The 11,864-nt window shown below is 54.3% G+C and carries 9 protein-coding genes; 4 read left to right on the forward strand and 5 right to left on the reverse strand.

Annotated features, from left to right (window positions below; genetic code table 11):
• Positions 1-24: 24 nt before the first annotated feature.
• Positions 25-2,061 (reverse strand): vWA domain-containing protein, encoded by a 2,037-nt coding sequence (locus ABD843_RS15865; protein WP_345085381.1) that lies wholly within the window; start codon positions 2,059-2,061, stop codon positions 25-27.
• A gap of 106 nt (positions 2,062-2,167) precedes the next feature.
• Between ABD843_RS15865 and ABD843_RS15870 the strand changes: the two genes are divergently transcribed.
• The gene (locus ABD843_RS15870; protein WP_345085384.1) at positions 2,168-2,953 is read left to right on the forward strand and encodes a hypothetical protein; all 786 of its coding nucleotides are present in this window, start codon (positions 2,168-2,170) and stop codon (positions 2,951-2,953) included.
• 8 nt (positions 2,954-2,961) lie between these two features.
• Here the strand turns inward: ABD843_RS15870 and ABD843_RS15875 are convergent, their stop codons facing one another.
• Complete coding sequence (locus tag ABD843_RS15875; protein WP_345085388.1) at positions 2,962-4,341, reverse strand: hypothetical protein; 1,380 nt, start codon at positions 4,339-4,341, stop codon at positions 2,962-2,964.
• Positions 4,342-4,388: 47 nt separating this feature from the next.
• A complete protein-coding gene (locus ABD843_RS15880) occupies positions 4,389-5,777 on the reverse strand; it encodes a hypothetical protein (protein WP_345085391.1) in 1,389 nt (462 codons plus the stop codon).
• Positions 5,778-5,885: 108 nt separating this feature from the next.
• Here ABD843_RS15880 and ABD843_RS15885 point away from each other — a divergent pair, with 108 nt between their 5' ends.
• On the forward strand, positions 5,886-6,485 hold the full coding sequence (locus ABD843_RS15885) for a hypothetical protein (protein ID WP_345085394.1): 600 nt from the start codon (positions 5,886-5,888) through the stop codon (positions 6,483-6,485).
• Here ABD843_RS15885 and ABD843_RS15890 read toward each other — a convergent pair.
• Entirely contained in the window at positions 6,480-7,202 is a 723-nt protein-coding gene (locus tag ABD843_RS15890) for a tRNA1(Val) (adenine(37)-N6)-methyltransferase (protein WP_345085397.1), read from the reverse strand. The genes ABD843_RS15885 and ABD843_RS15890 overlap by 6 nt on opposite strands.
• Positions 7,196-8,206 (reverse strand): tRNA (adenosine(37)-N6)-threonylcarbamoyltransferase complex transferase subunit TsaD, encoded by a 1,011-nt coding sequence (tsaD, locus tag ABD843_RS15895; protein WP_345085400.1) that lies wholly within the window; start codon positions 8,204-8,206, stop codon positions 7,196-7,198. The genes ABD843_RS15890 and tsaD overlap by 7 nt, the downstream gene beginning before the upstream one ends.
• 87 nt (positions 8,207-8,293) lie before the next feature.
• Here tsaD and ABD843_RS15900 point away from each other — a divergent pair, with 87 nt between their 5' ends.
• Together ABD843_RS15900 and ABD843_RS15905 are read left to right on the forward strand one after the other, a co-directional pair.
• A complete protein-coding gene (locus tag ABD843_RS15900) occupies positions 8,294-10,951 on the forward strand; it encodes a glycoside hydrolase family 2 protein (RefSeq protein WP_345085403.1) in 2,658 nt (885 codons plus the stop codon).
• A 44-nt stretch (positions 10,952-10,995) separates the two neighbouring features.
• Positions 10,996-11,835, forward strand: a complete 840-nt coding sequence (locus tag ABD843_RS15905) for a hypothetical protein (protein ID WP_345085406.1) — start codon at positions 10,996-10,998, stop codon at positions 11,833-11,835.
• Positions 11,836-11,864 lie beyond the last annotated feature (29 nt).

The raw sequence follows: 11,864 nt of genomic DNA on the forward strand, positions 1-11,864 counted from the left end.
TCGATGCGATAGGACGCTGACGTACTATTGCGCCAGCCAGTATTTGCGCAGCAGCCACTCTGCCACTGCCAGCGCCAGTATGATGATGAAGTACCACTTGCGGTCTATCAGCGGTACACTTTCCGAGTTGGTCAGTATCACTGGCTTTATGTTATTGTTGGCCACTATGCTGTCATAGAGGGCTGCCACATTGTTCGCCGTCACAAAGGTCCCGTTGTGCTCATGCGCCAGGTTGTATAGCATACCATAGTCGGCCCCTGTAGCCATCAGTTCCAGCGGAATGCTCTCTACCACAAAAGAGCCCGCGGCCGTCAGTTCCTTGCCATTATAGCTGGTACGCGCCATATAGCTGTAGCGGCCGCCGGCATGTATGCCGGTGTTCAGGCTATAACCCGTGCCCGATCGTTCCATGGTATATTGCTGTTTCCTGCCCGCGCTATCGGTAAGGGTCAGTTGCACATCTGCCGTGTTCACCTGCTCGTTATTGGCATTCAGCAGTCGCGCCGTAAGCGATACCGGTTCCTGGTCGCTCCATACCCGCTTCGGCATCGCCACATCGAATTGCCGCTCATTATTGTTCGCACACAGGAAGGCCACCGTCTGCCTTATGCATTCGTCTATCACATCATGCCCGTCAAAGTTCTTGTACTCATACATACGCCAGCGCCATATGCCCTCGCCGGTAAGTATGGCCGTAGGCACCGCGCTCTGCTGCATCACCCATGCAGGCAGGGTACCCGCAGCGGTACGCTGGGTAAAGAGCACATTACTGCCCGGTGCGGCCTGCACATTGCCGGCATACACCGTTAGTGGCGGCATCTTGTCGGCTATCACAGCTATGCGCTGGGGCAGGGTAAAGGCATTAAAAGAGCTGCTGAGGGAAAGCACTGCATCGCGGCCGGGGGCTTGTGTTATGCCCGTATGCGTCAGTTCTTTCAGTTGGTTCACGGCTGCTATGTCCGTCTGCTGGCTCAGGATGATCCAGAACGGCTTGCGCGATGCCGTCACAGCATTGGCCACTCTGTGCCGTACAGAGGGTAGCCCATGCAGAATAAGGGCATCATATGCCTCCAGCGATGCAGGCATATCATCCGCACCGCACAATTTTACCTCGTATGTGCCTGCCGATGCCAGTGCATCTTTCAGCGCGTTCACATCGGGGTGGGGGGCGGCTGCGGCTATCAGTATCTTCTTTGTCTCGTTCGTTACCTCTACAAATATGTCGCGCCTGTTGTTGGTGGTGTTTTGCTCGCCTGCGGCCTCCGGCAGCGACAGGGTATAGTGGTGCAGTCCTGCCTTATCTGCCTTTACCGAGAACGATACCGAGCGGTCGAAACGGTCGCCGTTCACAGGTATGGCCGTGCTGCCTATGGTCTCGTTACCTTCTTTCAGGTTCACATTTTCGCTATAGCCCTTGCATAGCTCGGCTATTATATCTGCGCGTATCTCGAAGCTGCTGTTCAGCGCGGCCGTCCTGTTGGCATAGGTGCGCGATATGCGTATATCCTTCTCGCGGGTACTATCGCCGAGGGCCACAGTATACATAGCCCCCTGGTAGGCCGTCTGCCGGTACATGGGGTTCGCCCCCATATTGAAGCGGCCATCCGTTACCAGTATCACGGCGCCTGTCTGCCCGGTGCCATAGTGTTCCTCGGCATGGTCCAGCGCGCTGGCTATGTCGGTGCCCTGGCGGTCGTAGGTAAAAAGGCTGTCCTCCCTTACCTGGTCGCCAAAGCCACACTGCACCACGCGGTAGTTATCGCCTAGTTTCTGAATGAGGGATGTAACATTGTTTCTATATGTGGCAGAGTCTTTACCCAGTGCTATACCTGCCGATACAGAATTGTCCTGCAGCAGGAAGATCACAGGGCGTTCGGTAGTGTGTTTGGTCACCACCACATCGGGTACCAGTACCAGCAGCAGGGCCGACAGTATCACCAGTCCGCGAAGCAGGGCCGTAAGCCAGGGTAGCGGCACTGCGCGCCTCCGATCGGCCTTATACACCCAAAAGGCTGCACCCAGGGCTATGGTCACAGCAAGCAGCCAGTACATCAGTTGCATAGGGGCAGCAAGCTAACTAAAAATTCAAAAAGAAAGCCAACCGCCACTATTTTAACTTTATCTCCTGCTCCCCGTCCATCAGGAATTACCTAATTTCACACGCGTTATGAAGCATATCATACTTATCGCCCTGTTGTTCTGCTCTGTAGGCGCCCATGCCCAGGCCGACCTGTTCGGACCTTCCGAAAGCAAGGAGGCCCGCAGCGGTGTACTGCTCAATGGCAATGCCAGCTTCGACTTCCCGGCCGGAGATATGGCCGACCGCTTCAGCAATTCGTGGCGCCTGGGCCCCGCCCTGCTCTACAAGACAAAGTCCAACTGGCTCTTCGGTACCAAGTTCGATTTCATAGTGGGCAGAAATGTGAATGAGGACTCGCTGTTCATAAATGTGGCCGACAAATATTATACCAGCAAAAAGAACCTTTACGAATTCATCAACAACAGTGGTCAGCGTATAGGTGTGCCTGTATATGAGCGTGGCTATGCAGTGGGCCTGTCGGCGGGCAAGATATTCTCCCGTTCCAAAGATCACCCGGATAATGGTGTGGTAGTGCTCACCACGGCCGGCTTCATACAGCACCGCATCAATATCTACGACAAGGACAAGACGGTAGAGCAGGTGCGAGGCAAGTATGCCAAGGGGTATGACCGCCTCACCAATGGCGCCTTTATAGAGCAGTATATAGGATATATCTATTTTGCGCGCAACAAGCTCATCAATTTCTCTCTTGGCGCCGATGTGCTCGTGGGCTTCACACAGGGCCGCCGCGAGTTTCTCTACGACGTGATGCGCCCCGATAATGCCAAACGGCTCGATGTGCTTTTCGGGCTGCGTGGTGGGTGGTACATACCTATCTACAACCGCAAGTCCGAGGACCTGATGTTCGAGTAGGGTCTTTGTCACTCCTTCGATATCTCCGCCCTTTCGTCCCAGTAGGTCTTGCCGTCTATCAGGTAGGTCTCATATTCTTCCCTGTTCAGCCATACCTTGCCGAACGAGCGGCGGTATGCCTCAAAGGTCATCCTGTCCCAATGGATGATGTACATGGAGTACTGGTAGGACTGGAACATGTTCAGCGTTATGAAGAAGGCCACGACCACTACTGCCGCCGATGTCAATAGTTTCTTCCTCCGCGAATGCACATAGCTCACCAGTGCCGCCAGTGGCAATGCCAGCACTGTGAGCGCCTCTATGAATGGCCTGCAGCCAAAGCTGCCGCCATACCACCACATCTTCCAACTGAATACCACATAGGTGAACACCGAAAAGAACACCAGCATAGCAGGTACCAGCTTTTTGTGGGTACGCCACAGAGCTACGAAGCCCGCCACGCCCAGCAGTGCCATAGGTGTATAGACGAACCACCCCTTGCGGAAGCTGAACAGCCCATCCCATATGCGCGGGTGTGCCAGGTCGAAGTGTTCGCCCTTATAGCTATAGGTTATCCAGTGGCCGGTGGTATATTTCCAGTAGGCCATCTGTATCATGCATACGGCCAGGCACAGGCCTGCGGCGGCCAGTATGTTCTTGCTGTTGCGTACAAAAAGGGCCCACCTGTCGCGCAGGTCGCTCATACTTGCTACACCCCATAGCAGTGGCAGTATGGCCACTACTATGTTCACAGGCCGGGTTATTATGACCCAGCCCAGCAGCAGGCCCGTCAGCAGCAGGTGTTTGCGTTCCCCGGTGCGGTACCAGCTATCAGTATGGTACAGTATGGCCGCGAACAGCACGAACGATACAGGGTGGCTCATGCCCTGCTCAAAAGCTATGTAGTGGTACAGGTTGGTACCGAACGACAGGCACAGCAGCGTAAAGGCCACTACGCCATCGGTATGGTACCGCCGCAGCAAGCGCCGTAGCAGCAGTAGCCCCAATACTGCCAGCAGCGGATAGGTATATACCCCTGCCAGCCGGTACGGTGGCGAAAAACCATCTGCAGGGTACATATGCGTTGCCAGGCAAAAGGTGTGTGCCACCAGGAAGAGCGGTAACTGTGCTATCGCCACGCCTGCGGGGTATTTGTTCACCCTTCGGCCATTGGGCATCAGGTGGGTACCGTAAGGCTCCTTGCTTTCCCACCCGCGAAAATGGTATCGCTCATATATCTGCGGGTAGAACTTCAGCTCACCCACATCTTTGTATATGATGGTAGCAGGCAGGTACAGGTAGTAGCCAAAGGGATCGTAGCTATACAGGTCGTTATCCCAGTTCTGCCTGTTGTTTATCACAAAGACAGATGTTGCAAAGAATAGCGCTATTACTATACGAGACCACATATATGGGAGAGTAGGGTATGCCTGCGGCAAAAATGGGCAATGGGGTTTTATTCTGCTTCTTTATCGTCTTCTTTTTCTTTATCCTTTTTGTTGTTGTCCTCTTTCTTTTTGTCTCCTTCGGCCTGTTTCCCTTCCTCTTTTTTGCTCTCGTTCTCTGTCGTTTCTTTTTTTGCCCGTCTTTTTCTCTTTTCTTCCTTCCTTTTTTGTTTCTCTTTTTCCCGCTCCAGTCTTTCTTCTTCTTCCTTTTTCTTTTTGGCTTCCTTCTCCTCTTTTTCCTTTTCTGCTTCCTTCTCCTTCTCGAATTTGCTCTCGTCTATCTTGCCCGATAGTTTCTGGTCTATTATCTTATCCAGCGTCTCTATCTTGCTCTGCTGCGATCCCGTCTGGGTCAGCACCACATCGTAGCCATTATCCTCCGCGTTCGACCATGTTCCCGTATACGTCCGCCCGTTCATTGTCAGCTCCATCGTTCCCACCGCCGATTCGTCCTCTATTATCCATTTCCCATCGGCATTTTTGGTTATCTCTAACCTCAGGTAGCGTTTGTTCTCGCCCAGCTTGTACACCCCATCATATAGTTGTGCCTTGCCGGGCGGTGTTTTCAGGTAGCGTATGTACAGCACTATGGGTATCTCATTGTCCAGTGTACCCTCGTAGTACCGCCTTTCTATCACTTCGCGGCGTACCCTGCCATCCTCTTCCTCTTCTATAGCGCTCAGTTTCAGCGGGTCTGCCTCGGTGGTATCGCTTGCGGCGCTATCGGCCCTGGCAGTGGTGGTGTCTGTGAGCACGGTATCGGGGTGCGCGGCCAGCCATGCATAATAGTCCTGCTCCATCTGTTCCTTCGCATTGAACTCATCTGCTGTTCTTGCCGGTAGTATGTTCAGTACCTGCCCGCCAAAGAAATGATCTTTTATCTTCTGTACCTCTGCCACGCGTATACCATAGGTAGTGCGGGCATAGGCATCGTTTATGAACATGAACCCATGGAAACGCTCCGGCACCACGCGGTCATAGCCTATCAGGTCCTTTGTCGGTTCCGACTTGTACAGCTCGTACCGGGCCATCACTATGCTGTTCCAGTTCACGCCAGAGTCCTCTCCCTTGGCCAGTACATGTGCAAAGCCCCCCACTATGGTACGGTTGTACAGAGGGTCGAACTCTATCAGCACCTGGGGGCGCTCCTTTAGTTTGTTCAGTACCTTCTGTGTCTCTGTGTCTTTGTCGCTATTGTGTATCACCATGCCCCACAGGGTATCGAAGGTGGGAAAGAGCTCGTAGAAGGCCGCCGTATCTTTTCGTTGCAGGGTGCCCAGCAGCTTGTGCATCATCTCGCCCTCGGTACGGGGCCATTGCGGTCTGTACCTGCGCCACTGTGCGTGCGCATCTGCCACGCACAGCGATAACACTATAAAGAATGCTGCAAAATATCTCATCACACGCCTGTGGCTACGTTCAAAATTAGTGTTTTTGCCCCCAAATGCCAGTTGTTCATGCCATATGCCCGATATATGTTAACTTAGTATTCTGTTATACCACAGCTTATGAGACCTATACTCACCTCCATAGCCCTCACCTTTTTAACCTTCGGCGCTGTACATGCCCGCATAGCGGTGGCGCCCACTGTAGCTGCCTCATGGGCAGGCGCCAAGGCCACTTCTTCCCTGCCCTCTGCACCCGTGGGCAATGTCACCGGCATAAGGGCCGGCATACAGGTACAGAAGCGTATAACACCGCATTTTTACCTTGCTCCCGGCCTGTTCTACTCTGTATATGGCTACAAGACCCGCTGGACCGGCATAGATGTGCAGTACCGCTACAATGCTGCAGAGGTGCCGTTGTACCTGCTTTTAAAGACAGGGATGCCCTGCAAGCCCCGTCTGGTATTGGGTGCCGGGCTGTTCGGCGCCATGTTCGTCAATAATGTTTCCGTTTCTGAAAGCGGTACGCATACCATGTCTGGCAAGAACAGCCCCATAGTAGGTGTGGGCCTCACTGTCGGGCTGGAATTCCCCCGGGGGCTTTACATTTCCGGTACCTACCAGTCTATGAAGAACGATATGGGTACCGGCCCGCAGAACCTCTTCCAGTACAGCCTTGGTGTAGGTTTCCTTTTTGGTAAGGTCTCCCGCAAGTGCTCATAGGCTCAGGTAAAAGTCCCCCAGCAGTTCCCTGAATTGTGTGGTATACCCGTCATGCGAAACATCTTTTATCACCAGTAGCTGTTCCTTAGGTTCAGGTATATGGTGCTTGCCCAGTATGCTCACCACGCGTTTCACAGGTGCGCCGGGACGGTGCGCTATATGCAGGCATTGCTGCTCGTACAGGCCGCAGGTGGCTGCCAGTGGTTTCCATAGCTGGTATTCGGTATAGGGTAGCAGCAGGGAAAAATAGCCGTCATCCGCCAGCAGTGCAGCCACCGTTCGCAGCAGTTCGTGCCGTGTAAGCGATACATCATGCCTGGCCATATTGCGGCTATGGGCATCGCCCAGCAGGCTTGCCGAAAAGAATGGCGGATTACATATGATAACATCATACGGTCCATCGGCCGTGTAAGCGCGTATATCCGCATGTATCACCCTTATACGTTCGCCCCATACCGATGCCGCTGCATTGGCCCTTGCCTGCTGTGCTGCGGCCTCGTCATATTCCACGGCATCTATCGTCAGCCCGTTATTGCGCTGCGCCAGCATTAGTGTCAGCAGCCCTGTACCCGTGCCTATGTCCAGTACTCGTGCGGTATGTGGAGGCAGGGGTGTCCACGCGCCCTGTATACAGGCATCTGTGGTCACCTTCATGGCACAGTGCTCCTGCTCTACCCCGAACTGTTTGAAACGGAACCATGTATTGCTCATCACCATGCGGCCCGTGCGCTGGGCACAGCGGATAGGTCGGTGAACAAACCCTTCTGGTATTTATAATATCCCGTTATGCCTATCATGGCCGCATTGTCGGTGCAGTATTCGAATTTCGGTATGTACACCTTCCAGCCATTGCGTTCGCCGGTCTCTCTTAGCGCCTTGCGCAGCCCGCTGTTGGCGGATACGCCACCGGCTATGCCCACATGGGTTATGCCCAGGTCTTTGGCTGCTTTCTCCAGCTTCACCATCAGCGTGCGAATGATAGTATACTGTACCGAGGCGCATATGTCCTTCATGTTCTTCTCAGCAAATTCGGGGTCCTCCTTCCTGCGTGCCTGCAAAAAGTAGAGCACCGAGGTCTTTATACCGCTAAAGCTGAAGGTATATTCCTTCTGCTCGCTCATCGGGAATTTGAATTTCAGTGGGTCGCCCTCGGCAGCGTATTTGTCCACCAGCGGCCCACCGGGATAGGGTAGCCCCAGCATCTTTGCCACCTTATCGAATGCCTCGCCTGCGGCATCGTCCATGGTCTCGCCCAGTACTTCCATATCCAGGTGGTCGCGGCACAGCACTATCTGTGTATGCCCGCCCGATACCGTAAGGCAGAGGAAGGGGAATTCGGGTCGTTCGTCTATGAAGTGTGCCAGCACATGGGCCTGCATATGGTGTACGGCTATCAGGGGTAGGTTCAGCGCCTGCGCAAAGGACTTAGCGAAGCACGACCCCACCAGCAGCGATCCTATCAATCCCGGTGCCTGCGTAAAGGCTACGGCCGTTATATCCTTCTTGCCCAATCCCGCATCCTTGAAGGCCGCATCTACCACAGGCACTATGTTCTGTATATGCGCCCGCGATGCCATCTCGGGCACTACGCCACCATAGCGCTCATGCACCTTCTGGGTGGCTATATGGTTGCTCAGCACCCTGCCGTTCTGTATTATGGCCGCGCTCGTCTCATCGCAAGACGACTCTATGGCCAGTATATTGATGTCTTTTTGTGACATAAGGCGGTAAAATTACGTCAATGTGTTCTCTTTTGTATCCCACTTCATTAGTTGCATCTTTTGTACTTTACACCTTCTATACCTCTCATGCGCATACTATTATACCTCATTTGCCTCTTGCTGGTCACCCCCACCACCCATGGCCAGCAGATAGAACATGAACTAAGCAGCGGCTGGCAGTGCCTCCGTGCCGATGTCGCGGCCAAGTCCAAAGACCGCAAATGGATGGCCCCCGGCGCACCCATACCGGGTAGTATGCCCGCCATAGTACCCGGTACTGTGCTCACCACACTGCTGCACAATGGTAAGGTGCCCGACCCCTTCTTCGGTTTCAACATCACGCGTATACCCGACATATATGAGTCCGGCAGGGCTATGTATACCTATTGGTTCGTAAAGGACCTTGAAGAAAAGGTATCGGGCAACGAGCATGTCTTCCTCCGCCTGCGCGGTGTCAACTATGCCTGCGAGGTATACCTCAACGGCCACAGGGTAGACGAGGGCAGGGTAGAGGGCATGTACCTCCGCCATAGCTTCGATATCACAAAGTTCTTGTCAAAGAACGGTCGTGACCGGCTGGCCATACTGGTAGAGCCGCCATACCATGTGGGCCGCCCCAATGGTGGCCAGGGAGGCGATGGTACTATAGCCCGCAATGTTACCAACCAGTATGTGGCCGGCTGGGACTGGATACAGCCCATTCCCGACCGCAACACAGGCATATGGGACAAGGTGATGATAGAGAAAGTGAAGGGAACGGACATAGAGGATGTACACATCATCACCCATGTGGTGGGCAGGCGTTCCGCCACCGATACCGCTCAGGCCCCCGCTACTATAGATATACACCCTACCTTGTACAATCCCGCCGCTACAGCCATATCAGGTTTTCTTAGTTACCATATCGATGGCACCACCATGCAGATGCCCGTCAGCCTGCCGCCCGGCCGCAGCACCATCGTTATGCCATCATGTACCATGAAGCATCCCCGCCTGTGGTGGCCCAATGGTATGGGCGGTCAGCCCCTCTATGGTCTCAATGTGCAGTTCATTAATGCCAATGGCACCCCCGGCGATGAGGAGCGCTACAGGGTAGGCATTCGCGAGATAACTACCAGCTGGAACACCCACACCCAAAGCCGCGAGATCTATGTCAACGGTCAGCGTATGTTCGTAAAGGGCACCAACCGCATCCTTTCCGATGCCATGCTGCGTTTCTCTCCCGACAGGTATGATGCCGAGGTGCGCTACCACCGCGATATGAATGTGAACATGATACGCGTGTGGGGCGGTGGCATTACCGAGCGGCCCGAGTTCTATAATGCCTGCGACAGGTATGGTCTGCTGGTCTTCCAGGACCTCTGGGCCTCCGGCGACTGCAATGGCCGCTGGTACGATCCCACCAAGAAGGACGATACCGTTACCCGCCGTACCTACCCCGATGATCATAGCCTGTGGCTTGCCTCTGCTGCCGACCAGATAGTAATGCTGCGCAACCACCCCTCCCTTGCCCTCTGGTGCGGTGGTAACGAGATACGCCCGCCGGCCGATATACTGTCCACCCTGCGCGATTCCCTGTTGCCTGCGCTGGATGGCGGCCGCTATTTCTTTGAATACTCCAATCACGACAGCATGTCGCTGCACGCCCACGATGGCCCATACACCATTCAGCCCGATACCTACTTCTGGCAGCACCGCTCTTGGGCTTTCAATTCCGAGGTCGGCTCCATAGGTATGGGCGATATCACCTCCCTTCGTCGCTTCATGCCCGAGGAGCATCTGGTACCCCCACACTATGATGCCGATAAGAAAAAATGGGTGGCCGATACTATGTGGAAATTCCACAAGTATTGCAGCTACGATTCCGCGATAGAGGCCTATGGCCATCCCGACGATGCCGCGCAGTTCGCCCGTCTGGCACAACTGGTCAATTACAACCAGTACCGCGCCCTTATGGAGGGTATACGGTCTCACATGTGGGACTGGTACACGGGCGTAATGGTATGGAAGACGCAGAACCCATGGACAGCCCTCGTAGGACAGATGTATGATGTCTACCTCGATCCCAATGCCTGCCTCTTCGGTATGCGCATCGGCGCACGGCCGCTGCACATCATGTACGACCCCATAGGCCGGCGCATAATGGTGGCCAATGACGGCCATACCGATCAGATGGTGACCATGTCATGGGGCCTCAGCCGTGGGGCCAAGCTTGGCCAGGAAGCTTCCATTGGCAGGCAGGATATGGTGCTGGTAGTACCTGCCGACACCTGTGTACCTGCGCTGTCCATAGCTGCTGAGGTGGCAGAGTATGAGCGTTCGGGTGCATTCCTCTCGCTGGGCCTCAAATGTGCCGACAGCACGCAGGACGAGGAGAACACTTACTGGCTGCCCGATAGCAGGGGTAGCTACCGCTGGCTGCAAGACCTGATGCCTGCGGCCATGCTGATGCATGTCTATGCCTGGACGCCCGGTAAGGGCATACTGGAGCTCACCATCGATATGGACCCCGGTGGCATAGCCTTCTTCACCCACATATCACTGGTAGATAAAAAGACCAAGAAGCGCATACTCCCGGTCTTCTGTGACGATAACTACTTCACCATGATAGGAGGCCGCAAGACCATAAAGGTAGCATACACATCACAGGAGGGCATAGAGCCGGTAATATGCATAGATGGGTTCAATACGGGTAAGCGTTATGTAGAGATACAGAACGAGGTGCCAAAAGAGCTACGCAAGTAATGCCCCGGTTTTTATAGCTATATTTGGTTATACATTTCCGCTCTATGTTCGGTGCGTTTCTAAGGTGGCTTATCAATGCTTGGCTCTATGTCACCGGTAAGGTGGTACCCTACAAGGGCAACGAATGGCTGCGTGGCCCCATGTCCGATACCGAAGTCATAGGTGGTCAGTTCTATGAGCGTTATGCTGCCGACAGGGGCCTTGTTATAGATAAGGACCACAAAGACGGTCTCATAGGCGATTTCGCAGCCCTCATACCCGCCACCGATCCGTTGAAGGACAAGCTGCACCCACGCGTGCGGCACTTCTACGAGCATACCACGCAGTACAAGCTAGAGGTGTGGTCGCAATGGTATTCGCCCATCAGCTTCTTCTCGCGCATCCTCATCAAGAGTGTCAGTACGCGTATGGACCAGCTCAATATACCGCTGGACCCTTTGGAGACCAGCCGGGGCATGACCAACGATGTATTGCAGCTAAAGGACCCAGCCACCGGTGCGCTTGTCTGTGCCTGCTGGCTGCGGCGTTCCATACTGTCGGGCAGGGTGGTGTATGCGGGTTTCTATTCAGGTGTGATCATAGATGGTAGCCCATTGGTAAAGGTCGCCTTCCCCCTGCCCAATGGCAATGTTACCGTACTGCTGCGTGTAGTGGTACAGCCCGATGGTTCTGTAAAGCTCATATCGCGCGGCAGGGGCATTGGCGATGCAGGCTACTACCGTGTTCAGAAACGCGATGCCGATAGTGTTCGACTGCGCTACCTGCCACTGAAAGAGAGCATCCATGTCTATGAAGACGAGCACGGCACCCTCCGCACCGACCACCTCTTCTCCTTCTGGCGCTTCAAATTCCTACACCTACACTATAAGATAATGCCGGTATGAAGAGAGGTAGCAATGAAAAAGGGAGCAGC

It is taken from the genome of Nemorincola caseinilytica, from assembly GCF_039540515.1.
Taxonomy (GTDB): Bacteria; Bacteroidota; Bacteroidia; order Chitinophagales; family Chitinophagaceae; genus Nemorincola; species Nemorincola caseinilytica.

Excerpts from the sequence above, each read along its gene's own strand:
- ABD843_RS15865 (WP_345085381.1), bottom strand. The coding sequence starts at position 2,061 with ATGCAACTGATGTACTGGCTGCTTGCTGTGACCATAGCCCTGGGTGCA.
- ABD843_RS15870 (WP_345085384.1), top strand. The coding sequence starts at position 2,168 with ATGAAGCATATCATACTTATCGCCCTGTTGTTCTGCTCTGTAGGCGCC.
- ABD843_RS15875 (WP_345085388.1), bottom strand. The coding sequence starts at position 4,341 with ATGTGGTCTCGTATAGTAATAGCGCTATTCTTTGCAACATCTGTCTTT.
- ABD843_RS15880 (WP_345085391.1), bottom strand. The coding sequence starts at position 5,777 with ATGAGATATTTTGCAGCATTCTTTATAGTGTTATCGCTGTGCGTGGCA.
- ABD843_RS15885 (WP_345085394.1), top strand. The coding sequence starts at position 5,886 with ATGAGACCTATACTCACCTCCATAGCCCTCACCTTTTTAACCTTCGGC.
- ABD843_RS15890 (WP_345085397.1), bottom strand. The coding sequence starts at position 7,202 with ATGGTGATGAGCAATACATGGTTCCGTTTCAAACAGTTCGGGGTAGAG.
- tsaD (WP_345085400.1), bottom strand. The coding sequence starts at position 8,206 with ATGTCACAAAAAGACATCAATATACTGGCCATAGAGTCGTCTTGCGAT.
- ABD843_RS15900 (WP_345085403.1), top strand. The coding sequence starts at position 8,294 with ATGCGCATACTATTATACCTCATTTGCCTCTTGCTGGTCACCCCCACC.
- ABD843_RS15905 (WP_345085406.1), top strand. The coding sequence starts at position 10,996 with ATGTTCGGTGCGTTTCTAAGGTGGCTTATCAATGCTTGGCTCTATGTC.